This is a genomic window from Blastococcus jejuensis, from assembly GCF_039534705.1.
GTDB classification, from domain to species: Bacteria; Actinomycetota; Actinomycetes; order Mycobacteriales; family Geodermatophilaceae; genus Blastococcus_B; species Blastococcus_B jejuensis.
On record NZ_BAAAVV010000001.1, the window covers coordinates 580376 to 604904 of the forward strand.

The window sequence follows — 24529 nt, forward strand, 5'->3', positions numbered from 1 at the left end:
TGCACCGGAGACTCCGTGGCCTCGCGGTCAGCCCGGGCCGCCGGGATCCTGAGCCTGCGGCGGCTGCGCCACCAGCCAGAGTTCGAGCTCGGCGATGCCCCTGGCGGCCTCCCGTCGGAGTTGGGCCTCGTCCTCTTCCGGCTTGCCATGGCCGACCGCGACACTGCGCCGACTGGCACCCATGGCCGCGCACGCCATCCAGCACACCCCAACGGCGAACGATCCCACGGCGCACCAGCCGAAGAAGCGGACGGCTTCCTGGAGCAACAGCGACAAGGCGAAGCCCATCGCGGCACCGCTCGACCCCACCACGCTGTCCTCCACGGCGAGGGCGCCGGGACACCGGGCAGGCCACGGCAAGGCCCCTCAGCAGAGCATCGTTCCTGATCTCGACGGGGACGGGAACAGGAGCTGCCGTCTCGCCAGATTTCTCCGCTCCGGTCAAGGGCCTATCAGATCCCCACCCAGCAACATCGTCGTCGGTGTCCGGATGCGACACCACCAGCAGTTCAGGTTGGAGCAGCCGACCCCGGCGGTCGGCAGTTGATCCCCAGCGATACCGGTCGCGGTGACCATGATGTGGCCATCGTGGCTCAAGGACCGGTCGGCGCCGTGGACAGCAGCTCGGGCATGGGGCCCGACCCGGCGTGCGGTGACCCATCCCCCACAGGCCGCCAGCTCCAGATCACCCCAAGAGACTGCTCCGGAGCAGCGCAGTCTCCGGCAGTCACGCCGAGTTCTTCAGAAATGATCTTCCAGTGTCTAATGTCTCCCCATGTCCGGGTCGACGACCGATAGCGCGCAGGCCAGCCGGGGAGGGCGTCCACGCGACCCCACCCGCGACGGCGTAATCCGGGCCGCTGTTCTCCACTTGCTCGCCGCGGTCGGCTACGGCGCGCTGACCATGGACGCCGTGGCCTCTCAGGCCGGCGTCGGCAAGGCCACCATCTACCGGCGCTGGCGGACCAAGCAGGACTTGGTCATCGACATCATCGCCGAGCTCAATCAGGCCGAGATCATCCCGCCCGATACCGGCTCGCTTCGAAGCGACCTGCGCGATCTACTGCACGCGCTGGTGGCCCTCATCAACGGACCGGCCGGGGCAGCCATCCTGTCGCTGCTGTCGACGGTTCCGCACGACCCCACCCTCGCCGAGGCGTTCCGCGGCGGCCCTCTGGACGGCTGGCAGCACGCTTTCGAACACGTATGGGCGCACGCCGCACAGCGCGGGGAGGTACCGCCTGGGCTGGCCGGTACGGTGCTGGCCGAGGCGGCCAGCTCCCTGCTCGTCCAGCGCTGGCTGCTCACCGGCCAGCCGGTCGACGACGCCTACGCCGACGCGGTGCTCGCCGCTGTCCTCCTCCCGCTGCTGACCTCTATCCCGTCGCGCTGAGGTTGGTGCAGGAAGGAACGAGCGAACCCCGCCGGGCACCTGGCATGCGGGCATCGACGCAAAGAAGACCGAGATGGACTCACCTGTCAATGCAACGCCTCAAGATCATCGCGGAGGTTAGGCAATGGCCGAGTTGCGGCGGCCGGGGATGTCGGATCAGCAGTAGGCGCCTCGACCTGTTCGCCGATCTGGTCGTGCAGGGCGGCGATCTTCGCCGCCCGGGCGGCGTCGGCCGCCTCCCGCTGCGCCGGACTCAGCTGCGGTCGCCCACTCCGACTTCCCCTGCCGGTCCGACTGCTGCTCGTGCCGCTGGCCGCGCTGCTTATCGTGGTGCTGGTGCTGGTCATCTGGACCGTCCCGGAACTGGAGCCGACACCGGTACGGGAGGGACCACGGAACAGGTGCCCTGCCACCCATTCCCCCGGCCCGTCCGGCACAGAGCTCTGCTCAGGGGCCGGGAGCGACGGCGGGGGGACGACCGGACCAAGACTGCTTCCGCAGCGGAGCGCCCGAAGGGCGGAAGGATCTTGGTCCGGTCGGGAGGAGGCGGCGCGGGAGGCCCCTACGCTGAGCTGCCGGACGGGTCGGGGGAACAGTAAGGACAGCCCGCCGCAGGCGGACCTTGACGACGGCGCAGCCGGCGCCACGCGCAGCGTGGCCCGAAGGGTGCTCCTGGCCCGCCCCAACGGTCCCGGCGCGACGACGTCGACGGCGCGCCCACCGGATAGCGAGCCTCGATCACCCGACACGCCGCGGAGACCCCTGGCGGACCGATCACGGGCCCCGCGGTCTCGCCGTGCCCCGAGCGAGGTGTCCAGCGCCATGAGTCAAGCTTGGCCAGGCCAGCACGCGCCCGAGGGCGTCCGCCCGGATGTTGTGCACAGCAGCCGTCGTCCACAGGGGCCGATCGCGCAGGAGCGCCCCAATGCTCACGGCCTGCATCGGCTGACTGGAGGACAACTGGAGGAACCCCGGGTCAGTCACCAGCGACCTCCAGTAATTCTCCAGGTCCCGCGGGACACGGGTACCCCGACTGTCGTCGGCCTACGGGAGAACGCGCTTCGGAAGCGCGGGCGGCGCAGGTCGGCGTCGGCCAGGCACAGCGTCGCGGCGGACAACCGGGCACCGGCCGCAGACGAACTGGAGGCGGTCCCGGGACACCGCCTACCGGGACGGCGAACCCAGCCGCAGTCCCGGGGCTGTCCACCGGCGGTCCCGGCGCCGACCCACGGCGTCGGCAGACGGAGGGCCTCCGTCGCTGGCAGGTGACGCGCCACCGGTGGCCGCTAGAGGAGAAAAACCGGAGACCGTCCGAGAAAGCTGGCTGTGAAGTGTCACCACCGGGCCCGAAATGGCGCCTTCTGTGGTGAAGACACCGCCCACCACCGACGACCCCCGGAGCCAGCCATGCCCGACCCCGCCGCCGACCACGAGCCCGAGCTGCTCACCATCACCGAGGCCGCGGACGTACTCCGCGCGCCCGTCGCCACCCTCCGGTACTGGCGACACCTGGGCACCGGCCCGAACAGCTTCCGACTCGGCCGGCGCGTCCTCTACCGCCGCGCCGACTTGCACATCTGGATCGACGCACAAGCAGACCAGCCCCTCCGCCGATAGCCGCTTCCTGAGCGCGGCGGGACCGGGCACCGGACCGCTGCGCACTGCGGGCACACGGGTGACGCCCGGCGGCCAGCCCCGCCTGTGGACGACGACGGTCCTCCACAGAAGCCGAACAGAACCGGCTCCAGCAGCACCGGAACAGCGACGCTCCCATCACCGGAAGCAGGAGCCATGGGATGGATGGGCCCGGTCGTGAACGGCCAGGCGCACGAGGGCTGGGTCGTTCCGCTGTTCGCCGACGGCGCACAAGGCGCGGGCACCACCAGCACCCGCGGCGTGCTGATGGCCCGCCGGCCCGACGACGGGCCCCGCGACGGCGACCGGGTGCGGCTGGCCTACCGCGACGGCGGCACCGCCGAGGGCCTCTGGTCCGACGGCACGATCCTCCGCGGCGACGGGATCGTCCACTCGCACACCAGCCGCCAGGCCGCCTCGAGGTGGTCGACCAGGCGGAGGGAGTGGCGCCCGGACGCGGCGGTCGTCGGGTGGGCCGCCGACCGCACCTGCGGCTGGCGCGGCACCTGCTGGACCCGCGTACCACCGGAGCTGGCCGACCCGGCGGCGCGGCGGCTCGCCGTCACCGGCCCGTGGGCCGATCTGGACGCCGCCGACGAGCACCGGGTGATGACCGAATGGCGCCGGCACATCGCCGGATGGCAGGCCCTGGAGGAGGTGGAGCAGGCCGCCGCCCGGCAGGCTGCCGCCGCCCGCGCCCTGGATGAGGCGGTCCGCGCCGCGGTCGCCGCCGGGGCCTCGGAGGCCGATATCGGCCGGGCCACCGGCGTGACCGGCCGGTCGGCGACCGAGCGGTGGTCCGCCCGTGGCTGAGCAGGCGGCCGGCCAGCCCGGACCGAACGAGCAAACCCCGCCAAGGGCGGCGCATCCCGCTCGTCGTCGACCTCGACGGCGAGCCGCTGGCGCCGCTGCGCGCCCTGGAAGAGATCCTGCTGTGCCTGGGCACGTGGGAGGACGACGACCGGTGGGATCCGGGCACCGGCACGGAGCCGCTGCGGGTGCCGGCGCCACTGGCCGACCGGGTCGCCTTCGCCGCTGTCCAGCGCCCTCGTGCCCAAGCCAGTCCCGGGGACCCGGGTGCGGCCGGGTGCTCGCTCCGGCCGCTACGAGTACGCGCTCACCCCGCCCGCCGCTGGAGTCGACGGTGACCGCCCGTCCTGGTCACGCCACTCGCCGGCCGAGGTTGGCGCGGATGTCGGCGGCTACGTCCGAGAGATGCCGGTAGGTGTCCGTGGGCAGCCGCCAGCCGTTTCCCGCCTCGGCGAGGACGTCGTTCGCCGCCCGGGTGGACAGTGCGGCTTGCTCGGCATCCCGGGAGATCTTGTTGAGTCGCCAGCTGGGCGAGGCGGGCATGCGGTCGATCTCGGCCAGTTCGCGCTGACGTGCCCGCACGGCGTGCTCGCGCCAGCTGTTGATCATGCTGCTGGCGCCGTCCGGGCAGCAGGAGCTCTCCGGGCAGACCAGCGTGGCCCGCAGCAGCCGGTTCTCGAGCAGCTTCTGGCCATGGCTGCGGTCGAGGCTGCGGCCGAAGGCGGTGAAGTACACGTTGGCCTCTCCGCCGCCCGTGCGGGGCTTGTCGCTGGGACGCTTGCGGGCCAGCAACTGGGGATAGTGGCCGGCCTCGCCGTGCCCGGGACCGGTCTCGTAGCCGGCGGCTCCCACGCCGGTCAGGGCTGCGCCGTAGAGGCCTTGACGCCAGGACAGCACCCGCCGTCCGGCGGCGGCGTGCTGGGTGGCGGTCATCAGCGTGGCGATGGCGTCGTAGCTGGCGGCCCGCTGCTTGGACCAGGACATCGACAGCGCCACGTAGCGGGTGTTCATCTCGTCGGCGGTTGCGAGGAACGGGTCCAGCCCGGCCGCCCAGGTGGACTGGGGGCCGAACTGGTGCAGGGATGCGGCGAAGACGGGCGCGACGGGCAGGTCGATGTCTTCGCGCTCCAGATAGCGGGCGGTCCGGATCAGCAGGCTGCGGTTGACCTCCAGCCAGGCGCTGTTTCGCCGGTCGACGTAGACGTAGGGCGGAATGAGCACCGTGGCGCCCTGCTCGCGCTGGAAGCCGATCACCTGGTCGATCAGTTCGTCCTGCAGTTCGTGGTGGCCGAGGTCTGCCGGGGTCAGCTTGTCTGCGGTCGCGTACGGCAGTCGCGCCCAGCCATTGCTCGGCGACTGCTGATCGGCCAGCAGCGGGGTGAGCGGGTCGACCAAGAACGGCACCCCGGCCGCATCCGCAGTCTCCCGCAGGCCCGGCCGCTCCACCGCCACCTGCGCATCGGCAACCACGCCGGTGAGGGGCAACTCCCGCAGGGGCCACAGTCCGCTGGCGGCCGGGGCGCACAGATCCTTGACGAGCAGGTGGTCACCGCGACCGGCCCTGATCAACAGATCCATCGGTGGGTCTCCAACCACAGAGTTACCGAACTGTGACGCTTGCGGGGTGAACTCTAGCACGAACTTGACGATGTACCTACCGGTGAACAGTGAGAGTGTATAGCGTCTACCTCGCAGGCCGAACGGACCGATCGGCGCTGCCTCAGAAGGAGACCAGTCAGATGAGCCCGACCCGCACCGCCGCGGCGGCGTCCCAGCCTGCGCCGCACGATCCGGCCGGAGACTCCCCCGTCTACCGCCATGTCGTGGCCGACACGCGCCGCGCGCTCACCCTCACCGAGATCGGGGAGATCGTCGGCGCCGGAGAACGCGCAGTGCAGAAATGGGCCGCCGGCGCCGCGCGGCCCGAGGGCACCAAGCGCGACCGGCTACTGGAGCTGCAGTACGTCATCGCAGAACTCTCCGACGTCTACAAGCCCGAAGGCATCGACATCTGGCTGCACGCCCGGCAACGCGCCCTAGGCGACCGTCGCCCGATCGACGTACTCAAGGCAGGCGACTTCGAGACCGTGCTGCAACTAGTGCAGCGCCTCGCCGGCGGGCCGAAGGTTCGGTAAGGCGTGCAGCGCTCCATGGCCGAACGCGTCGCGGCCGTGCCACCGATCAGCGTGCACGGCACCTTCTACCGACACGCGGCGGTCAACCGCGACGCCTTCGCCGGCGGCGACCAGGGACGCTGGGGAGAGACGTTTCCCGTCATCTACCTCGGCCGTCCACCGGCGTCAGTCACCGCCGAGGCCTACAGGCACCTGGTCGAGGCCTACGGCATCCCCGTCGAGCTTGTGCAGCCGCGCCGCTTCTACACCGTCACCGTGGATGTCGACGCGGTGCTCGACCTCACCAACGCCCACAACCTCGCCGCCGTGGGACTCTCCGCTGCCGACCTGAGGTCCGAGGTCGACGACTACGCCGCCTGCCAGCGCATCGCCGCCGCCGCCCACCAGCTCGAGCTGCATGCCGTCCTCGCCCCCTCGGCCACCGGCCTGGGTGAGACGCTCGCGCTCTTCCGGGAACGGATCACCCTGCGGGAGATGCCGGTCGTGCGCACCGAGGAGACCTGGAACACGCTGCCGGCCGACCCGCGCCAGCTCCGCGCCGTCCCGCCCAGGCAGGCCTGACCCAAGCCACCCCATTCAGGACGGGAGTTTGCGGGAACCATGCCGCTCAGCGGCGAGCGGCATAATCATGTCCGGGATGACGAGGGCCGCCTGTTGTCAGAGGTGTCCGGCACGCTGGAGACACATACCTCGCTACGGAGGTCCTCATGGACGGCTCGATCACCCGCATCACACTCAGCGACGGCTCTACCCGCTACCGCGCTCGGTATCGCGACCCGGGCGGTCGCCAGCACGAGCGACGCTTCGCACGGAAGGTCGACGCCCAGCGCTGGCTCGACGAGGCGACCTCGGCTCTGGTCACGCAGACATGGACGGCGCCGGAGCGAGGCCGGGTCACCGTCGCCGACTGGGCCGACCGATGGCTGTCCTCGCAGACCGGGGTCAAGCCGAGCACCCTCTACCGGTACGGGAACCTGCTGCGGACCCACGTGCTGCCGTCGTGGGGTCGGCACCGGCTCGTCGACGTCACCCACGCCGACGTCGCCGTGTGGGTGGCTGGGCTACTGACGCAGGGGTCCGCCCCGGGCACGGTCCGCCAGGCCCACCGCGTCTTCTCACTCCTCCTGGGCCTCGCCGTCCGCGACGGGCGCATTCCCCGCAACCCGGCCGAGCGCGTACCCCTGCCACGAGTGACGCGGCAGGAGCCGCGGTTCCTCACCCATGACGAGGTCGAGCGGCTCGCCGACGCGGCGAATGAGGACGGGGACGTCATCCGATTGCTCGCCTACACCGGACTGCGCTTCGGCGAGATGGCCGCCCTGCGGGTGCGCCGGATCGACTTCCTCCGGCGCCGACTCACCATCGCCGAAGCGGTCACCGAGGTCGGCGGGCGGCTGGAGTTCGGCACACCGAAGACCCATCAGCGGCGGACCGTGCCCCTGCCCGCGACCCTCGCCGAGTCCCTGGCCCGCCACTGCGCGGGCAAGCAGGGCGACGACCTGCTGATGGCCACGGCCAGCGGCACGGTGCTGCGGCTGCGGAACTGGCGTCGGGCTGTCTTCGATCCGGCGGTCCGGACGGCCGGGCTGAGCGACGTCACCCCGCACGACCTGCGGCACACCGCCGCCTCTCTCGCGGTCGCCAGCGGCGCGACCGTCAAGAGCGTCCAGCGGATGCTCGGGCACGCCTCGGCGGCCATGACGCTGGACGTGTACTCCGGCCTGTTCGACGACGACCTGACCGCGTTGGCCGACCGGATGGACGCCGCCGCGCGGGCAGCCGCGGACGCGCGTGTGGGCGCCGTGTGGGCGCGACCACCAGCCGAGACTCGCGGGATAGGTAAACGTGCAGGCCAGCGCGGTGGGCCCCGTGGGGATCGAACCCACAACCCGCGGATTAAAAGTCCGCTGCTCTGCCAATTGAGCTAGAGGCCCGGCGGGTGCAGAGAACCCTCCAGACAGCCCACCTGACAACGCGTGAGACTGCTGGCGCCCCTGCGGCCGCGTGCGAGGCTACCGCGCCCACTCCGGCCTCCCCCGGCGTCCACGCGTCGACTCCCGATGCCCTCGTGAGCTGTCCGCCCCGCCCTTCTCCCACCCGATCCGCGCTGGGGCGCCAGCTCGCCACTGGGTCGGTGCCGGGCTCAGCCGCGAGGGTCGGTCCTGGCCCGAAGCGCGGTCAGGACCGGCGCGTACATGCGCTCCTTGATGGTCCCGAGGGTGTCGCCGGCCTTGTGTGCCTGAGCTGCGGCGATCTCGACGGCGGTCGATCGCACGGCGTCCTCGTCCACGGCTCGGTCCACGATCGCCGCGGCGAGGGCATCCGCACCTCCGTACCGGGAGGCGGTCACCATCGCCGCGTGGGCGACCTGCGGGGTCAGCCGGGCCTGGATCAGCGCGGACATCCCGCGGGTGAAGGGGATGCCGATGTCGGCTTCGGGCAGGCACCAGAAGCCCCGGTCCGACCGCATCACACGGAAGTCGTGGGCCAGGGACAGCATGGCCCCGGCGGCGAAGGTGTGGCCCTGCAGCGCGGCGACGGTGATCACCGGCAGAGCCAGCACCCGCGCCAGCAGCCCGTGGACGCTGGTGACGTAGTCCTCGTGCTGGTCGGCGTGGGTGAGCAGCCAGTCCAGGTCCAGGCCGTTGGAGAAGAACTTGCCGGTGGCGGCGGTCACCAGGGCGCGCGGTCCCTCGGCCTTCTCCACCTCGTCGAGCGCGGCGTCGACGGCGGCGATCCACTCGGGATGGAACCGGTTCTCGGTGTCTCCGAGATCGAGCACGAACACATCGTCGGAACGGTCGAGCGTGGGCACGGCAGCTGCCTCCAGCGGGTCGGTGGGCGGTCCAGGGTCAGGTCGAGGGCGCGTCACGGGGGCGTCCCGACGGCGGGCGTCAGTCGCCGGATCCGAGCGTGCTCGCGGTGTGGGCGAGCCAGCGGCTGATGGTGTCCAGTTCGGACGGCGTGAATCCATCGGCGAGGTGCTCGTTGAGCTCGGCGAGGACCGAGCGGGCCGAGGCAGCCGCTTCCCTGCCCTCCGGGGTCAGGCTGAGCCTGACGGCCCGCGCATCGTCCGGAGCCCGGGTCTTGCTGATGAGGCCGGCCGCGGCGAGCCGGTTGAGCAGCCCGCTCATCCCGGCCGGGCGCGCCTGCAACGCGGCGGTCACCTGACCGACGAGCGCGTGGTCGTTGCCCTCGAGGTAGAACAGCACTCCGGCACCCGCTGCGCCGAGCCCGCTGCCGTCGGCGCGGGCGGCGATCCACCGGTGGACCGACCGTTCGGCCGCCATCAGCTCGAACACCAAGCGACGGCTGCTGCTACTTCGCATGCGAAGTAATGTACGGCGCCCGAAGGCCGGGCCCATGCCCGGGCCGCGGGCGCACCCTCAGCGCCGGCCGGTCAGAGGACGTCGAGCACGAGGAGCAGGACCAGGGTCAGCGCCGCCGACAGCAGCAGGGAGCCCAGGCAGCCGAGCCGGTTCGAGAAGAAGAAGAACACGGGCCGTGGGTGCCCCGGCCCGCTGAGCTGGGAACCCCGTGTGCCCTGTGTCACCCCCGTCGTGGCCGTTCCACCCGTTCAGGGGATGCCCCCGCAGCCTCTCGACTACGTACCGTCATCGCGCTCCGGTCGGGCGGCCGGGCAGCGTCGCCCCCGCCCGGCCGATGAACTTCCGTCCGGCGGGAACGCGGGACGGGTACGACCCCGGCCCGGCCGACCCGTTCCCCCCGGGACGGCCGGGCCGGCCTGGTTCCAGGGCGCGGGGCTCCTCAGGCCGGCCGGCACACCCGCTCGACCAGCCTCTCGAGGCTGCTCCTCAGGACGTCGTCCACGGGCAGGTCCAGCACCACCGGATCGCCGTCACCGACGGCGACCTCCAGCGGGAAGACGAACGGCTTCTTCGTCTCGGCCAGCACGTGCGGTTCGCACGTGGCCGGCGTGAACTCCACCGGCGTCCTCAGCTCGTCGCCGTCGGCCGGCAGCTCGGCCGGCAGCTCCGGGGCGGTGACGTCGATCAGCACGCTGCGCCCCACGCGGGAGATCGTCACCGGCTCCTCCCCGCGGCGCCGGGTCAGAACGAGCTCCCCCGTCACGGCGCCGTCCTCGTCCGACAGGCCGGTGACCTCGACCGTCACGGTCTCGGCCAGCGCGAGCACCGCGCAGTCCTCCTCGTGGATGAGGGTCAGGATCTCGGCGGCCAGCGGCACCCGCAGATCCTCGGCGCTCCCGTCGGACCGCAGCACGGTCAGCCGCGCCGCGGCGGGCTCGGCCGCGGTATCGCAGCGGGGGTCGCCGAACGTCACCGGCAGGTCGATCGTCCGGCCCGGCGTGAACTCGGTCGCCGCCGCGCGCGGGGGCAGCGGCGCGAAGCCCGGCGAGTCCAGCGCGACCGAGGTGACCGTGAACGGCTCGTCGCCGGTGGCGGTGATCCGCACCTGCACCTGGTTGCCCAGCGGCTCGTCGGTGCGCAGCCGCACGGCCTCGGCCTCGATGCCGGGGACGACGGGGACGGTGGGCGCGGCCGCGGTCGAGGGGGACGGCGTGGCCGTCGTCCCCGCGGTCGTCCCCCCACAACCGGCGACCACCGACGCCACCAGCGCGAGCGCCGCTGCCCGCGCCCCTCGCATGGCGACGAGGGTAGGGCCGGCCCTCCCGCGACGTCACCGGCCTCGCGCGGCCAGGTTGATCAACATCACTCCTCACATTCGGGAACAGACGGGGTGACCAGGCACGTTTTCCCGTGACAACGGCCAGCCGTCAGAGGAACCTGGACCCGCACCACCGACCCGGAGAGGAACGCCGTGACCTGCCCGACCCTGCTGCGCTGCCGCCCGGCGGCCGCCGACCTGCTCGGCGACCTGTCCGAGCGCGTCCGCAGGGACGACGGGATCGCTCAGTTCACCCGCTTCGTCCTCGTCGGGGCCGCCACGACGGCGGTCTACGCGGCGCTCTACGTCTCGCTCTCCGGCTTCGGCTACCTCTCGGCGCACCTCGTCTCGACCGTGCTGACGACGATGCTGGCCAACGAACTGCACCGCCGGGTCTCCTTCCGCGCCGAGGACCGCGTCGACTGGTTCAGCGCCCAGTGGGAGGCCGGCGGGGTGGCCCTCGTCGGCCTGGTGGCCACGAGCACGGCACTGAGCTGGCTCGACTCGGCCGCGGGTGCCGCCCCGCTGGCCCTGCAGATCGCGCTGGTCGCCTCGGTCACCGCCACGATCGGCGTGCTCCGCTTCGTCGCCCTGCGCTGGCTCTTCCGCGCGCAGGAGCCCGCCCGCGCCTGACCTCTTCGGGCGGGGTTCCCGCTTCGACGCGTCGCCGGAGCGCCCCGGTCAGTAGCGTGGTCAAGGTGACCGAAGCGACCGCACCGGCGCCCTCGCCGTGGCGCGACCGGGGGCGGGTGGCCGGCCGGTGGGGGCTGCGGGTCGCGGTCGCCCTGATCGGGGCGCTGATCGCGGTCCTGCTGTTCGGGCGGATCTCCGCGCCGATCGGCCCGTTCGACGCGACCCTCGCGTTCCGGCCGCTCGGGGGTGGAGCGCAGGTCGCCGTCCCCCCGCTGGGCTCGCTCGCCGTCGACGTGTACGACGGGCCGCTGCGCCTGGAGATCCAGCTGCAGCGGGTCGACCAGGAACGGGCCCGCGCGCTGGCCACCGATCCCGTGCGGTTGGCCGGCGTCGTCGACCGGGTGAGCGAGGACCTGCGCAGCGGCGTCATCCGGCTGGTGTGGACGACGGCCCTGCTCGCGATCGCCGGTGCCGCCCTGGCGTCGCTGGTCGTGCTCCGCCGGCCGCGGGAATCGCTCATCGCCGGCGGGGTGACGACGGCACTCCTCGTCGGCACGGCCGGGATCGGGGTGGCCACGTGGCGGCCCGACGCGCTCTCCGCACCCACCTACACCGGGCTGCTGGTCAACGCCAACAGCCTGATCGGCAGCGCCGAGGACATCGTGGCGCGCTTCGACGCCTACCGCGCCTCCCTCGAGGACCTGGTCGCCAACGTCGGCAACCTGTACGCGACGCTGGCCACGCTGCCCGATCCGGGCGGGGCCGACGACTCCGTGGCGCTGCTGCACGTGTCCGACCTGCACCTCAACCCGGCCGGCTTCGACCTGGTCCGGCAGGTGGTCGACCAGTTCGGGGTCGACGCCGTCCTCGACACCGGTGACATCACCGACTGGGGCAGCCAGCCGGAGAACCAGCTGATCACGCGCGTCGGCACCCTCGACGTCCCCTACGTCTACATCCGCGGCAACCACGACTCGGCCGCCACCGCCCGGTTGATCAGCGAGCAGCCCAACGGGGTCGTGCTCAACGGCGAGGCCGCGACGGTCGCCGGCATCGACATCGCCGGCGTCCCCGATCCGCGGTTCACCCCCGACAAGAGCACCGGCGACGACGACGCCGGCGAGGACGTGCTGATCAACACGGGTGAGGCCCTGGCGGAGGTCGCCGAGGCGCAGCCGGAGCCACCGGCGATCGCGATGGTGCACGACCCGAAGATGGCGCCGCCCCTCGACGGCGTCGTCCCCCTGGTGCTCTCGGGGCACACCCACCGGCGGGAGGTGTCCACCATGGACGAGGGGACCCTCCTCATGGTGCAGGGCTCCACCGGCGGCGCGGGGCTGCGCGGGCTGCAGGGTGAGGAGCCGACGCCGTTGAGCTGCACGGTCCTCTACCTGGACCCCGACACCGGCGCGCTGCGGGCGTACGACGAGATCACCCTGGGCGGGCTGGGCGAGACCGAGGTGACCATCCAGCGTGTCGTGGTCCCGGAACCGGAGGACGCCGACGGGACCGAGGCCGAGCAGTCGCCGGCCTCCCCGACCTCCCCGGCGGAGTGACCGTCCGGCTCTAGGCTGCGGGCATGTCCTCCTCGTCGACGACCCGGACCCGCCGTCTCGCAGCAGGCGTGCTCGCCGGCGGCCTGGCCCTCGTCCCCCTGACCGGCTGCACGTTCACCTCGAACAACGTCTCGTGCTCGGGCAGCACCTGTTCGGTGACCCTGACCGGCGACGGCGCGGAGGCCGAGATCCTCGGCACCACGCTGACCTTCGGTGGCACCCAGGACGGGCGCGCGTCGCTCAGCGTCGGCGGGGCGAGCGTGTCGTGCGGCCAGGGCGAGAGCGTCACCGCGGGCCCGCTGCAGCTGACCTGCTCCACGGTGAGCGACGACTCGGTCGAGCTCACCGCGACCCTGGGCTGACGAGCCGGTCCTCGACGACTCAGTCCTCCTCGGTCACCTCGAGCACCACGCGGACCGGGTCCTCGAGCAGGTAGACCCGGAACGGCACCTCCGCCGTCGTACCGACGAACGCGACGGTCTGACCTTCGAACGTGCCGTCGAAGACCAGTTCGGTGACCGTCTCGGTCTCCGCGACGGAGACCCGCCGGGGCCCGGAGTACTCCTCCACGCCCGTGTCGTCGGGGTAGCCGACGCCGGTGAGCACGATGCGCAGGATCGCCGAGCCCTCGACGTCGATCGCCTCCCCGCTGCCCTGCGAGCTGGCGGAGTCCACGTACTGGACGTCCCAGCCCGGGGTCCCGGCGCCGTCCATCTCGAGGACGACGCGGTCGAAGCCGTCGTGGTGCCCGATCCGCAGGTCGGTCACCGACAGCAGCGCGCCCGTCGACGGGGTCTCGGTGTCGGGCTCGGTGTTCGCGGGGAAGGGCGGCGCGTCGGTGTGGCCGTCCCCGTCGGTGTCGCCACCCCCGGTGGTGGCCGGGGCCGACGTCTCCTCCGCCGACGAGGACGTGGACGACGACGTCGTGGCCCCCGCGTCGTCGTCCCCGTCCCCGCCGCACCCGGCGAGCAGTCCGGCGGACAGGGCGAGGACGGCAGTGACAGCGGGCACGAGGCGGTGACGAGCGGTCATGCACGGAGAGTGGCACCCCGGAGGCCTCCGGGTGAGGATCCACGGCACCGTGTCCGCCGGGACCTTCGGCCCTCTCCGCGGGCCGGTGTCTGGCCTCCGGACGGGGCATGTATTGTCTTTCAAGCCCCCGGCGAACACGAGCCCCCATCGTCTAGCGGTCCAGGACGCCGCCCTTTCAAGGCGGTAGCACGGGTTCGAACCCCGTTGGGGGCACGCACGACCAGCACCACCAGCACGCATCATCACCAGCAAGGCCCTGTAGCGCAGTTGGTTAGCGCGCCGCCCTGTCACGGCGGAGGTCGCGGGTTCGAGTCCCGTCAGGGTCGCTCTCCGGTGGAGACACCGGGAGGGGCAGGTAGCTCAGTCGGTACGAGCGCTCGCCTGAAAAGCGAGAGGTCGGCGGTTCGACCCCGCCCCTGCCCACAACACACCTCGTCCGTCCACGACCCGCCGCGGCCGTCATAGTGGACGACATGCCCTCCCCGCTCAGCCCGCCCGAGCCGGGCCCCTTCTGGGCCGGGGCGGACGTGGTCCTGGCACCCGAGGACGCCCGGCCCGGCGCCTGGGTCGGGGGGCCCTCCGCGCTGCTGGACGACGGCACCTGGTGGCTGGCCTACCGGCTGCGTCTCCCGGTCGGCGAGGGGCGCGGGCACGCCAACGTCGTCGCCCGGTCAACCGACGGGGTCGCCTTCACGCCCGTCGTGGAGCTGGGCAAGGCCCGGTTCGGCGCCGAGTCGCTGGAACGACCGGCCCTGGTGCGCACTCCCGACGGCCGGTGGCGGCTCTACGTCAGCTGCGCCACCCCCGGGACGAAGCACTGGCGCGTCGACCTGCTCGAGGCGGCCACGGTGGAGGGACTCGCGTCGGCCACGCCGCGCACCGTCCTGCCCGGCAGCGCGACGGCGGCGGTGAAGGACCCGGTGATCCGGCACGACGGCGACCGCTGGCACCTGTGGGCCTCGGTCCACCCCCTGGACGATCCCGACGCCACCGACCGCATGACCACCGAGCACGCGACCAGCCCCGACGGCGTCGCCTGGACGTGGCAGGGCACGGCGCTGGCCGGCACGCCGGGGGCGTGGGACGCCCGCGGCGTCCGGTTCGCCGCGGTCGTCCTCGACGGCCCGCGCACCTGGGCGCTGTACGACGGCCGCGCGACCGCGGAGGAGAACTTCGAGGAGCGCACGGGCCTGGCCACCGGGACGCCGGACGGCTCCTTCACCGCGGTCGGCGACGGGCCCCTCCTGCAGAGCCCGCACCCGCCCCACGGCCTGCGCTACGCGGACGTGGTGGGGTTGCCCGGCGGCGGAGCGCGCTGGTTCTACGAGGCGACCCGGGCCGACGGCGGCCACGAGCTGCGCACTGTCCTCCTCCCGGGCTGAGCCCCCGGGCTGGGTTCAGGCCCAGCTGCGGTCGGCGGCCACCTGGGCGTAGACGTCGCGGTGCACCCGCGCCACGGCCGCGGCCTGCTCCTGCCGCCACGCGCGGTCGGCAGCCCGCGGCATCGGGCGGGTCAGCGCCGCCGCCACCGCCGCGGCCAGCGACACCGGATCGGGCCCGCACGAGCCGTCGGTGCCGTAGGTGACGACCTCCGACCACTGTTCGGTGAACCACCCGCACCGCGGGGCCACCACGCGCGTGCCGACGTCCCGGCAGATCTCGAGGTCCCGGGAGTGCGTGCCGCACTGTTCCGGCAGCACCGCGACGTGCAGCTGCTGCAGCTGGGCCGGCCACTCCCCCGGCCGGCACCGCACCAGCTCGACGTCGCCGCGGTCCACCAGCTCCTGGACGCCGGGCGGCACGGCAGCGTCGCCCGCGTCGGCCAGCACCCGCAGCCGGCCGCCGCCGGACACCGCGCCCGACAGCGCCGAACGCACCAGCCCGACCGGGTCGGGCACGGCGGCCAACACCCGGTCCAGCCGCAGGCCCACCAGCCCCCGCTCGGAGCCCAGCTCCGGGTCGGGGGTCGCCAGCGACGGGCAGGCGACCACGATCGCCGTCCGGCCGAAGCGGTCGGCGATCTCGTCGGCCGCGCCCGGCGTCAGCGCGAACACCACCTCCGCGGTGGCCAGCACGGCCGCCAGGTGGGCGTCGTGCCGAGCCGAATCGGGGTGCGCCGGGTCGCGCAGGTGGTGGACGGTCACCACGAGGGGAACACCGAGCTTGCGGACCGTCTCGGTCCAGTGCTCCAGCTCGGCCTCGTCGAGGTGACCGAAGCCCGTGTGCAGGTGGACGACGTCGACGTCGACCGCGTGCGCGGTGAGGTGCCAGTCGTCCAGCCAGGGGCTGGGTGCGCCCGCGGGGCCCACCCGGACGACGTCGGCCGGCAGCACAGCGTCGACGTACGGGTCGCTGAAGGGGACGGTCGCCACCCGGATCGGCTGTCCGCCGACGGCGGGCGGCCCGGGTATCGGGGGGTCTGCGAGGGACACGCGGTCGTGGGGCTCCGTTCGGTGACGCCGCCTGCCCGGGGTTCGAGCAGGCCGACGCTGGCCCTACCCCGCGACGCACCGGACCAACCGGTCCGCGACTCCATCGGGTGACCGCGCGCCCCCGCGCAGTCAGCGTGGTCAGTGGGTCGCGGCCCCCGCGGCGGCGAGGTGGGCGTGCACCAGCGTCACGGCGAGCGCCCCCTCCCCCACCGCCGAGGCGACCCGTTTCACCGACCCGGCCCGGACGTCGCCCGCCGCGAAGACCCCCGGCACGCTGGTCTCGAGGAGCGCGGGCGGCCGCTCCAGCGGCCAGGCCGGCGCCACCCCGGGGTCGGACAGGGCCGCGCCGGTGTGCAGGAACCCCCACCGGTCGCAGGCCAGGGTGCCCGCCAGCCATTCCGTGCGTGGCTCGCTACCGATCAGCACGAACAGGACGCCGGACTCGACCGACTCCGCGCCGGTGTCGAGATCGCGCAGGGTGAAGGACTCCAGGAAGTCCTCGCCGGTGCCGCCGACGACCTGGACCCGGGGCCGGATGTCGACGTTCGGCAGCGCCTCGAGCTCCCGGATCAGGTAGTCCGACATCGTCGTCGTCAGATCCGGCCGGCGGATCAGCACCGTCACCCGGTCGGCGTACCGGGAGAGGTACACCGCTGCCTGCCCCGCGGAGTTGCCCCCACCGACGACGAAGACGTGCCGTCCGCCCATCGCCGGCGCCTCGGCGACCGCTGCCCCGTAGAAGACCCCGCGGCCGGTGAACTCCTCCAGTCGGGGCACCCCGATCCGCCGCCACGCGGCACCGGTCGCGATGATCACCGCGCGGGCGCGCACGGTCGTGTCGTCGCTCAGCGCGAGGTGGTGCAGCCCGCCCTCGGTCCGCAGGCCGACCGCCGCCCGCATGAACCGGTAGGTGGCGCCGAACCCCCACGCCTGGATGAAGGCGCTGAACGTCAACCGGTTGCCGCTGATGCCGTTCTGGAACCCCGGGTAGTTGCGGATCAGCGAGCTGGTACCCGCCTGCCCACCCACCGCCTCCGGCTCCACCGCCAGCGTGGACAGGCCCTCCGAGGCCGCGTAGACGGTCGCCCCGAGCCCGGCCGGCCCCGAGCCGACGACGACGCAGTCGTAGACGGCGTCCGGGTCGAGCGACTCGAACAGGCCGAACTGCTCGGCGATGTCCAGGTCGCTGGGGTCCTCGAGGACGGGGCTGCCCGGCCGGAAGCGCAACTGCACCACGGGGAGCTTCGGCTGCTCGAGCCGGAGTCCGGCGAGCAGGGAGCGCCCCTCGACGGAATCGGCCTCGTAGAACCGGAGCGGGATCCGGTTGCGCGTGAAGCTGTCGCGCAGGTGCTGGGCCCGCTCCGACCAGCGGTCGCCGATCACCCGGACCGCCTCGAAGCCGCCACCCTGCCGCGCCGACCACTCCTCGAGGGTCTCGGCGACCATCAGGTGGAACTCCTCGTCCCCCTGCCACTCCGGCGCGTAGATCCAGCGGTCGAGCTGACCGAGCGTGACGGCCTCGAAGATCCGCCCGGCGGTCTCGAAGGCGCCCCAGCGGACCAGCGCGACCGCGAGCGCACCCCCGTGGGCCTGGTGCAGCTCGCGCAGGCAGACCAGCCCGTCGGCGTCGGCGCCACCGAAGCCGCCGAGCAGTGCGGCGACGGGCAGCCCCGCGTGCTCGGCGAGACGTGCTCGGGCCGCCGCCGGGCCGTCGACGGCGAGGACGACGTAGTCGCGGCCGTAGCGCCGGTCCAGTTCCCGGGACACCGAGCTCCGCAGGCCGTCGTCCCGGGTCATGACAACCAGCGCCGCCCGCTGCTCGTCAGACACGGATCCGCCCCGGCGCGGGAGCCAGCCGCCAGCCGAGCGCGCCCGTGGCCGACATCGCGCCGGTCACCGCCAGGAGCGTCCAGGTGGGCGGGTCGTCCCAGTCGAGACTGCCCGAGAAGCGGGCGACCGTGACCAGGACGAGGACGCCGAACACCGTGTACGCGATCGCCGCCGTCCGCAGCCGTTCCAGGTCTCCGGCGACGGCGGCCAGCGCCGTCGCCAGCCCGAACGCGAGCAGCCACGCGGCCACGACCCGGCCGGTGAACGGCGTGAGCTGCCAGGGCCACAGCCTGGTCGCCGTGTCCGGAGCCACGAACAGCAGCGCACCGACGACCAGCAGCACCGCCGACTCCACGCCCAGCGCCAGCCGCAGCGCCCCGGGCACGGGGTGCTCCGGCGCGGGGTCGTCGCCCGGGGCCCGCTCCTGCCGGAACAGCGCGACCAGCATCGCGACCGGCACGAACACGTACACCGCCAGCCAGAACCAGGCCGCCGCCTTCGCCAGGAACGACAGCCCGCCGAAGTCGTCGTCGAAGTGCATCTTGTTGACGTGCACCAGCGTCGCGACCAGCGTGAGGACGACGAAGACGAAGATGGTCAGCACCGGCACCCGGTTGTGCGCCCAGACCGGGTCCCGCAGGGACAGCGCGACGAGCACGAACCCCGCGGCGTAGCCGGCGCCGAGGAAGGCCGCGGTGATCGGCGGCTGGATCGTCCACGCGAACGTCTCGCTGGTGTTGTCGGCCAGCACGAAGAGCGCGCCGACGGCCAGGGCGGTCAGCGCGGCGAAGACCATCAGCAACCCGCGCATCACGGGCAGGGTGCGGCGGACGGGCGCCGCGACGGTGGTCGAGGCAGCGGTCACGGGAGTCCTCCGTGCTCGTCGGCCCCCGTGACGCGATCGTGCGCGGAGCCATGGAACCACCGGGCACCGCGCGCTGTCACCGCCTTTCCGGCCCCGCCCGGGGTCCCTAGACTCCGCGCCCGTACCCGGTGGCAGGAGGCTCGGTGCCAGGAGCAGCCCCGCGGCCCGGCGTGCGGCCCGCCATCCCCACGCACGACCAGCGTCTGCGCGTCTTCGTCTCCTCGACGCTGGAGGAGCTCGCCGCGGAGCGACGCGCCGTCCGGGACGTCATCGCGGGACTCCGGCTGACCCCGGTCCTGTTCGAGCTGGGCGCGCGGACCCATCCGCCCCGCGACCTCTACCGGGCCTACCTCGACCAGAGCGACGTGTTCGTCGGCATCTACGGCGACCGCTACGGCTGGGTCGCGCCCGGCATGGCGATCTCCGGGCTGGAGGACGAGTACGAGCTCTCGCGCGAGCTGCCGCGGCTGCTCTACGTCCGGCGGGCCGCCGCCGACCGCGAACCGCGGCTGACCGAGCTGATCGGCCGGATGCAGGCCGAGAGCGGGGCCTCGACGACGCCGTACGACTCCCCCGAGCAGCTCGCCGACCTGGTGGCCGACGACCTCGCGGTCCTGCTCACCGAGCGCTTCGCCGCCGCCCCGGCCGCGCCGCCCGGGCTGGCCGCCGGCTGGTTGCCCACGCCGGACGCACCGCTGGTCGACCGCCACACGGAGCTGGCCCTGGTGACGCGGCTGCTGGGCGACCCGACCGTGCGGCTGGTGACCCTGTCGGGACCGGGCGGGATCGGCAAGACGCGCCTGGCGCTCGCCGCGGCCGAGACGCTGGTCGCCGACCGGGACGCCGTCTGGTGGGTGGACCTGGCGGCCCTGCGGGACCCGGACGACGTCCCCGCCGCCGTCGCCGCGGCCGTGGGGGTGCCCGCCGAGGGGCACCGCCCCCTGCTCGACCTGGTGGCCGACCGGCTGGCCGGGCGGCGGGTGCTGCTCGTCCTGGACAACGCCGAGCACGTGCTGGCCGCCGTGCCCGGCGTGGGCTCGCTGCTCTCCCGCTGCCCGGCCACCCAGCTGCTGGTGACCAGCCGGAGCCTGCTGCGGCTGCGCGGGGAGCACGACGTGCCGCTCGGGCCGCTGGCGCTGCCCGAGCCCGGGGAACGTCGAGCCGCGCCGGTGGCCGCGTCGGCCGCCGTCCAGCTGTTCACCTCCCGGGCACAGCGGGCCGACCCCGCGTTCGCGGTGACCGAGGACAGCGCCGCGGCGCTGGCGGAGGTCGTGCGGCGGCTCGAGGGGCTGCCCCTCGCCCTGGAGCTGGTGGCGGCGCGGGTGCGGACGCTGCCGCCGTCGGTGCTGCTGAGCCGGCTCGACCGCGCGCTGGACCTCGCCGGCGACGTCGACGCCCCCGACCGGCAGCGGACCCTGCGCGACACCATCGCGTGGAGCCACGACCTGCTCGCCGCGCCCGAGCGCGCCCTGCTGGCCCGGCTGTCGGTCTGCGCCGGGGGCTGCACCCTCGACACCGCCGAGGCGATCGGCGCCGTCGACGGCGACCTCGACGTGCTCGAGGCGCTGTCCACCCTCGTCGGCCACAGCCTCGTGGCCTCCACGGACGCCGGCGAGGGCCAGCCCCGGTTCCGGATGCTGGAACTGGTCCGCTCGTTCGCCGCGGAACGCCTGCGCGAGCGGGGCGAGGAGCGGGCCACCCGCGAGCGGCTGGCCCGGCACCTGGCGTCGGTGAGCGCGGCCGCCGGGATCGGGCTCAACGGGCCCGAGCACCGGCTGTGGCGGGCCCGGCTGGACGCCGAGGCCACCGACCTGCAGGCCGCCCTGCGCTGGGCCGTCGAGGACGACCGCGCGGACCTCGCGGTGGACCTCGCCGCACCGCTGGCCCGCTGGTGGTGGTCGCGCGGCGAGGTCGTGCCCATGGGCGAGATGGCCGAGGCGACGGCGCGGCTGCCGTCCGCGGCCCGGCTCGATCCTGGCGCCGCGGGGCTGCTCCGCTGGGCGCGCGGGGCCACCCGCATCGCTCAGGGGCAGCCCGCCGAGGCGGCGCCCCTCTTCGTCGACCTGGTCGCCGACGCCCGGGAGCGGGACGAACCGTGGCTGCTGGGTCACGGCCTGGTCGGCCTCGCGATGACCCGCCCGCCCGAGGACCCCCAGCTGGCGGGGCTGCTCGCCGACGGGGTGGCGGCGCTGCGGCGCAGCGGTGACGCCTGGTCGATCGCCTACGCGCTGGTGCCCCTGGGCGACGTCGCGCTGCTGGCCGGCGACGTGCCGGCCGCGGTCCGCGCGCACGAGGAGGCCCTGGCCCTGGTGCGCTCGATCGCCGACGAGCACCTCACCGCCACCCTGCTCGACCAGCTCGCCCTCGACGCCCTGCTGTCGGGCGACGTGCCGAGCGCCCGGGAGCGGCTGGTGGAGTCCGCCCGGCTGCACCGGGAGGTCCGCGACCAGGAGGGACTGGCCTACTGCCTCGACGGGCTGGCCGCGCTGTGTCTCGCCTCCGGCGACCCGCACCTGGCCGGGCGCCTGGCCGGGGCCGCCGAGGCCGCCCGGGCCGAGCTCGGCGTGACGGTGTGGCCGATGCTCCGCTCGCTGGCCGCCCAGCTCGACGAGATGGTCCGGGCGGCCCTCGGCGAGCAGGACGACCGGCGCGAGCGCGCGGCGGGCGCCGCCGCGGGCCCGTGGACGGCGCTCGAGGAGGGACTGGCGGCACTCGCCGGCGCCACCTGAACGGCGACCGCCTCCCGGTACGGTGAGCGCCCCGGGCAGGTCCTGCCGAGAGGTACTTCCGGCCGGCACCCGTCAAGCGGCGAAGTCTGCGCAACCGGGCGATCATCTTCGGTGAGATCTGCCCGGCCAACTCGGTGACACGGACCGGTCCGCCCGCTTACGTTCTGTCCATGGTCTCGACGCTCCTGGTCATCGGCGGTGTCCTCGTCGGCCTGCTGGTGCTGCTCGCGGTGATCGTCAGCCTCAGCGCCCGGCCGACCGCGACGCGGGGTCGGTCCGACAGCGGGCGCACCTCCACCTGGGTCGCCGACACCGGTCGTCCGCATCCCGATGCCTGGTCACCGATGTCGACCACCGGCACCAACGAGATCCCCGCGGTCCGCTGACCCCCTGAGCCCCGGCGTCCCGGCGGCTGCGCTGCTCGCGCCGCCGGGACAGTCCGGTTCTCTCCCCCGCAGTCACCCTGCGCATGCGATCGCGCACTGATCGCGCGCGGCGCGGCGGCCGTGACCGCACCGTGTCCCGGCCCGTGCGCGGGTCGGGCTGACGGAGCGTCGTCGCGCGTGATCCTCGACGGGCGCCGTCCGCGGGGGGAAGGGAGCGGCGCGCAGGTCGGCGACGACCGCTCCCCGGAGCGGCGCCGCCGGGGGGCGAGGTGGTCGATGGCCAGGCGAAGGCATCCCCGGCTGCGGGCGGCCGCCACGCTCATGTTCGTGGCCGTCCCCCTCGCCGGGGCCCTCGTCGCCGGCCTCCTGCTGCCGTGGCTCGCCGGACCGGGGCTCGCCGCGCGCTCGTCGGTGAACCTGCTCACGCCGCTCGAGGGCGCCGACGCGACGCTCGCCGGGAACTCGGTCGTCCTGGCGGCCGACGATTCGGTGATCACCTACTTCTACCGGAACAACCGGGTGCCGGTCACCGCCGACCGCATCTCCCCGGTGATGAAGCAGGCGCTGGTCGACATCGAGGACTCCCGCTTCTACGAGCACCACGGCCTCGACGTGGAGGGCACCGTGCGCGCCCTGCTGCGCAACCTGCGCGCGGGCACGGTGCTCGAGGGCGGGTCGACGATCACCCAGCAGCTGGTCAAGCAGACACTGCTGCAGACCGCGACGACCCCCGAGGAGCGGGCGGCGGCCACCGAGGACAGCGTGCGCCGCAAGCTGAAGGAGGCCCGCCTCGCGCTGGCGCTCGAGGAGAACTACTCCAAGGACGAGATCCTCACCCGGTACCTGAACCTCGTGTACTTCGGCGAGGGCGCCTACGGGATCCAGGCCGCGGCGCGCACGTACTTCAGCGTCGACGCCGCCGACCTCACGCTGCCCCAGGCGGCGGTCCTGGCCGGGCTCGTCCAGACGCCCACCTCCGACAACCCGATCAACGACCCCGAGCGGGCCCGCGAGCGGCGCAACCAGGTGCTCTCCCGGATGGTCCAGCTCGGGCACGTCACCCCGGCGGAGTTCGCCGAGCTCTCCCCGCAGCCGGTCGCCGTCGTCCCGAGCCCGCAACCGCCCAACGGCTGCGTCGACGCCGTCCTCGGCGGGTTCTTCTGCGACTACCTGCAGCGCTACCTCACCCAGACGCTGGGCATCAGCCAGCAGACGCTCGAGGACGGCGGCCTGGTCATCCGGACGACGATGCGCCCCGACCTGCAGGCCAGCGGAGACCAGGCGGTGCTCAACCACCTGGCCATGGGCGACCCGCTGGCCGGGATGTTCACGGCCGTCGAACCGGGCAGCGGCCGCGTGCTGGCGATGAGCGTCAACCGCCGGTTCGGCTACGACGCCGCCGACCCCGCGCAGGAGTCGGTGAACCTCAACGTCGCCGCCAGCCAGGGGGCCGGGTCGACCTACAAGGTCTTCGTCGCGGCGTCGGCGCTGGAGCGGGGCATCCCGGCCTGGAACCGGATCACGACGAGCGACCCCTACGTCTCCCGGGTGTACAAGAACGGCTTCGCGCCCTACGTCGTCCAGAACGCCGGGCGCTACCCGGCGACGCTGACCATGGTCGAGGCCCTGATCCGCTCCTCCAACACCTACTTCGTCGCCCTCGAGGACCAGCTGGGCAGCGTCGAGGGGCCGGTCCGGATGGCCCAGCGGATGGGCCTGTTCTCCCTGGACCCCGTCGCCGACCAGGTCGTGGCGGAGAACCGGGGCTCCTTCACCCTCGGTGCCGAGGCGACCAGCCCGCTGGCCCTGGCCAGCGCGTACTCGACCCTCGGGGCGAACGGCACGCAGTGCGACCCGACGCCGGTCGTCGAGATCCTCGACCGGTTCGGCCAACCGCTCACCGGCGCCGACGGTGCCGTGATCGACACCGGTTTCCACTGCACCCCGGAGGCGGTCCCGGCGGCGGTCGCGACGACGCTCAACCAGATCCTGGTCGGCGACACCGCGCTGCCGATCGGCACCGGCACCCGGGCCGCGATCCGGGGCCACCAGATCGCGGGCAAGACGGGCACGAGCCAGGACCGGTACTCGGTCGCCTTCGTCGGCTACACCCCCCAGTACGCGGCCAGCGTCATGGTGCTCAACCCCAAGCAGAACCAGGACGTCGGCGCGTACGGCGGCCGCGGGGCCGCCCCGATCTGGCGCGACGCGATGCTGCCGATCCTCTCGGCGCAGGCGCCGGTCGACTTCCCGCCGGCCGGCCTGCGCCTCACCGACCCGCGTCCGCCCCCTCCGCCGCGGCCGGCCCCGTCCCCGCCCACCCAGCAGCCCGCCCCGCAGCCGGCCCCCCCGCCGGCCCCCCAGCCACCGGGGGAACAGGCCCTGAACTGAGCATCAGCTCGGCCGCGCGCTCCCCCACCATCACCGCGGTGGCCGCGGCTCCGCG

Annotated in this window: 21 protein-coding genes, 4 tRNA genes and 1 pseudogene; 16 read left to right on the forward strand and 10 right to left on the reverse strand. The window is 73.7% G+C overall.

The features are described from left to right. Positions 1–27: 27 nt before the first annotated feature. Entirely contained in the window at positions 28–324 is a 297-nt protein-coding gene (locus ABD644_RS02800) for a hypothetical protein (RefSeq protein ID WP_164704463.1), read from the reverse strand. A gap of 451 nt (positions 325–775) precedes the next feature. Here ABD644_RS02800 and ABD644_RS02805 point away from each other — a divergent pair, with 451 nt between their 5' ends. The 3 genes from ABD644_RS02805 (at position 776) to ABD644_RS02815 (ending at position 3841) form a co-directional block, all read left to right on the forward strand. Beyond that, positions 776–1393 carry a TetR/AcrR family transcriptional regulator gene (locus tag ABD644_RS02805; RefSeq protein ID WP_116450883.1) on the forward strand — a complete coding sequence of 206 codons (618 nt, stop codon included), beginning with the start codon at positions 776–778 and terminating at the stop codon, positions 1391–1393. A 1407-nt stretch (positions 1394–2800) separates the two neighbouring features. Next, complete coding sequence (locus tag ABD644_RS02810; protein WP_116450881.1) at positions 2801–3010, forward strand: helix-turn-helix transcriptional regulator; 210 nt, start codon at positions 2801–2803, stop codon at positions 3008–3010. Positions 3011–3184: 174 nt separating this feature from the next. Continuing rightward, a complete protein-coding gene (locus ABD644_RS02815) occupies positions 3185–3841 on the forward strand; it encodes a hypothetical protein (RefSeq protein ID WP_116450880.1) in 657 nt (218 codons plus the stop codon). 348 nt (positions 3842–4189) lie between these two features. On the opposite strand, the gene ABD644_RS02820 is transcribed toward ABD644_RS02815, so the two are convergent. Next, positions 4190–5476, reverse strand: coding sequence for a hypothetical protein (locus ABD644_RS02820; protein ID WP_163204627.1), 1287 nt, complete (start codon positions 5474–5476; stop codon positions 4190–4192). A 101-nt stretch (positions 5477–5577) separates the two neighbouring features. On the opposite strand from ABD644_RS02820, the gene ABD644_RS02825 reads away from it, so the two are divergent. From ABD644_RS02825 to ABD644_RS22680, 3 genes and pseudogenes are all read left to right on the forward strand, one after another. Next, positions 5578–5973 carry an antitoxin Xre/MbcA/ParS toxin-binding domain-containing protein gene (locus ABD644_RS02825; protein ID WP_116451124.1) on the forward strand — a complete coding sequence of 132 codons (396 nt, stop codon included), beginning with the start codon at positions 5578–5580 and terminating at the stop codon, positions 5971–5973. Positions 5974–5976: 3 nt separating this feature from the next. Further along, on the forward strand, positions 5977–6534 hold the full coding sequence (locus ABD644_RS02830; protein ID WP_116450878.1) for an RES domain-containing protein: 558 nt from the start codon (positions 5977–5979) through the stop codon (positions 6532–6534). A gap of 146 nt (positions 6535–6680) precedes the next feature. Further along, a pseudogene (locus tag ABD644_RS22680) lies at positions 6681–7631 on the forward strand (tyrosine-type recombinase/integrase); the annotation flags it as partial. A gap of 203 nt (positions 7632–7834) precedes the next feature. On the opposite strand, the gene ABD644_RS02840 reads toward ABD644_RS22680, so the two are convergent. The 4 genes from ABD644_RS02840 to ABD644_RS02855 form a co-directional block, all read right to left on the reverse strand. Further along, positions 7835–7907: transfer RNA gene (locus ABD644_RS02840), tRNA-Lys, on the reverse strand. A 209-nt stretch (positions 7908–8116) separates the two neighbouring features. Further along, positions 8117–8788 carry an enoyl-CoA hydratase-related protein gene (locus ABD644_RS02845; RefSeq protein WP_344686976.1) on the reverse strand — a complete coding sequence of 224 codons (672 nt, stop codon included), beginning with the start codon at positions 8786–8788 and terminating at the stop codon, positions 8117–8119. A 79-nt stretch (positions 8789–8867) separates the two neighbouring features. Further along, entirely contained in the window at positions 8868–9302 is a 435-nt protein-coding gene (locus tag ABD644_RS02850) for a MarR family winged helix-turn-helix transcriptional regulator (RefSeq protein ID WP_344686978.1), read from the reverse strand. 439 nt (positions 9303–9741) lie between these two features. Further along, a complete protein-coding gene (locus ABD644_RS02855) occupies positions 9742–10599 on the reverse strand; it encodes a hypothetical protein (RefSeq protein ID WP_344686979.1) in 858 nt (285 codons plus the stop codon). A gap of 174 nt (positions 10600–10773) precedes the next feature. Here ABD644_RS02855 and ABD644_RS02860 point away from each other — a divergent pair, with 174 nt between their 5' ends. From ABD644_RS02860 to ABD644_RS02870, 3 genes are all read left to right on the forward strand, one after another. Then, positions 10774–11253 carry a GtrA family protein gene (locus tag ABD644_RS02860; protein ID WP_344686981.1) on the forward strand — a complete coding sequence of 160 codons (480 nt, stop codon included), beginning with the start codon at positions 10774–10776 and terminating at the stop codon, positions 11251–11253. Between the two features lie 65 nt (positions 11254–11318). Continuing rightward, a complete protein-coding gene (locus ABD644_RS02865) occupies positions 11319–12809 on the forward strand; it encodes a metallophosphoesterase (RefSeq protein ID WP_344686982.1) in 1491 nt (496 codons plus the stop codon). Between the two features lie 23 nt (positions 12810–12832). Further along, the gene (locus ABD644_RS02870) at positions 12833–13171 is read left to right on the forward strand and encodes a hypothetical protein (RefSeq protein ID WP_344686983.1); all 339 of its coding nucleotides are present in this window, start codon (positions 12833–12835) and stop codon (positions 13169–13171) included. A gap of 19 nt (positions 13172–13190) precedes the next feature. On the opposite strand, the gene ABD644_RS02875 is transcribed toward ABD644_RS02870, so the two are convergent. Beyond that, a complete protein-coding gene (locus ABD644_RS02875; protein WP_344686984.1) occupies positions 13191–13841 on the reverse strand; it encodes an AMIN-like domain-containing (lipo)protein in 651 nt (216 codons plus the stop codon). Positions 13842–13981: 140 nt separating this feature from the next. On the opposite strand from ABD644_RS02875, the gene ABD644_RS02880 reads away from it, so the two are divergent. From ABD644_RS02880 to ABD644_RS02895, 4 genes are all read left to right on the forward strand, one after another. Further along, positions 13982–14054 (forward strand) — tRNA-Glu (locus ABD644_RS02880). Positions 14055–14093: 39 nt separating this feature from the next. After that, positions 14094–14167: transfer RNA gene (locus ABD644_RS02885), tRNA-Asp, on the forward strand. A 23-nt stretch (positions 14168–14190) separates the two neighbouring features. Beyond that, positions 14191–14264 (forward strand) — tRNA-Phe (locus ABD644_RS02890). A gap of 50 nt (positions 14265–14314) precedes the next feature. Then, positions 14315–15223, forward strand: coding sequence for a glycoside hydrolase family protein (locus ABD644_RS02895; protein ID WP_344686985.1), 909 nt, complete (start codon positions 14315–14317; stop codon positions 15221–15223). A gap of 15 nt (positions 15224–15238) precedes the next feature. Here the strand turns inward: ABD644_RS02895 and ABD644_RS02900 are convergent, their stop codons facing one another. The 3 genes from ABD644_RS02900 to ABD644_RS02910 all read right to left on the reverse strand — a co-directional run bounded on the left by ABD644_RS02900 (position 15239) and on the right by ABD644_RS02910 (position 18968). Further along, positions 15239–16213, reverse strand: a complete 975-nt coding sequence (locus tag ABD644_RS02900) for a hypothetical protein (protein WP_344686986.1) — start codon at positions 16211–16213, stop codon at positions 15239–15241. 198 nt (positions 16214–16411) lie between these two features. Next, positions 16412–18103: an NAD(P)/FAD-dependent oxidoreductase gene (locus tag ABD644_RS02905; RefSeq protein ID WP_344686988.1), complete on the reverse strand. Its 1692-nt coding sequence runs from the start codon at positions 18101–18103 to the stop codon at positions 16412–16414. After that, positions 18096–18968 carry a hypothetical protein gene (locus ABD644_RS02910; RefSeq protein WP_344686989.1) on the reverse strand — a complete coding sequence of 291 codons (873 nt, stop codon included), beginning with the start codon at positions 18966–18968 and terminating at the stop codon, positions 18096–18098. Before ABD644_RS02910 ends, ABD644_RS02905 begins: the two co-directional genes overlap by 8 nt. Before the next feature lie 143 nt (positions 18969–19111). Between ABD644_RS02910 and ABD644_RS02915 the strand changes: the two genes are divergently transcribed. The 3 genes from ABD644_RS02915 (at position 19112) to ABD644_RS02925 (ending at position 24474) form a co-directional block, all read left to right on the forward strand. After that, the gene (locus ABD644_RS02915; RefSeq protein ID WP_344686990.1) at positions 19112–21697 is read left to right on the forward strand and encodes an ATP-binding protein; all 2586 of its coding nucleotides are present in this window, start codon (positions 19112–19114) and stop codon (positions 21695–21697) included. A 170-nt stretch (positions 21698–21867) separates the two neighbouring features. Then, a complete protein-coding gene (locus ABD644_RS02920) occupies positions 21868–22083 on the forward strand; it encodes a hypothetical protein (protein ID WP_344686991.1) in 216 nt (71 codons plus the stop codon). A gap of 276 nt (positions 22084–22359) precedes the next feature. Further along, positions 22360–24474 (forward strand): transglycosylase domain-containing protein, encoded by a 2115-nt coding sequence (locus ABD644_RS02925; protein WP_344686992.1) that lies wholly within the window; start codon positions 22360–22362, stop codon positions 24472–24474. Positions 24475–24529: the final 55 nt, after the last annotated feature.

Bases quoted from the DNA above. Each gene is read 5' to 3' on its own strand.
- ABD644_RS02895 (WP_344686985.1), top strand. From the start codon at position 14,315: ATGCCCTCCCCGCTCAGCCCGCCCGAGCCGGGCCCCTTCTGGGCCGGG.
- ABD644_RS02855 (WP_344686979.1), bottom strand. From the start codon at position 10,599: ATGCGAGGGGCGCGGGCAGCGGCGCTCGCGCTGGTGGCGTCGGTGGTC.
- ABD644_RS02810 (WP_116450881.1), top strand. From the start codon at position 2,801: ATGCCCGACCCCGCCGCCGACCACGAGCCCGAGCTGCTCACCATCACC.
- ABD644_RS02825 (WP_116451124.1), top strand. From the start codon at position 5,578: ATGAGCCCGACCCGCACCGCCGCGGCGGCGTCCCAGCCTGCGCCGCAC.
- ABD644_RS02870 (WP_344686983.1), top strand. From the start codon at position 12,833: ATGTCCTCCTCGTCGACGACCCGGACCCGCCGTCTCGCAGCAGGCGTG.
- ABD644_RS02925 (WP_344686992.1), top strand. From the start codon at position 22,360: ATGGCCAGGCGAAGGCATCCCCGGCTGCGGGCGGCCGCCACGCTCATG.
- ABD644_RS02815 (WP_116450880.1), top strand. From the start codon at position 3,185: ATGGGATGGATGGGCCCGGTCGTGAACGGCCAGGCGCACGAGGGCTGG.
- ABD644_RS02875 (WP_344686984.1), bottom strand. From the start codon at position 13,841: ATGACCGCTCGTCACCGCCTCGTGCCCGCTGTCACTGCCGTCCTCGCC.
- ABD644_RS02920 (WP_344686991.1), top strand. From the start codon at position 21,868: ATGGTCTCGACGCTCCTGGTCATCGGCGGTGTCCTCGTCGGCCTGCTG.
- ABD644_RS02850 (WP_344686978.1), bottom strand. From the start codon at position 9,302: ATGCGAAGTAGCAGCAGCCGTCGCTTGGTGTTCGAGCTGATGGCGGCC.
- ABD644_RS02805 (WP_116450883.1), top strand. From the start codon at position 776: ATGTCCGGGTCGACGACCGATAGCGCGCAGGCCAGCCGGGGAGGGCGT.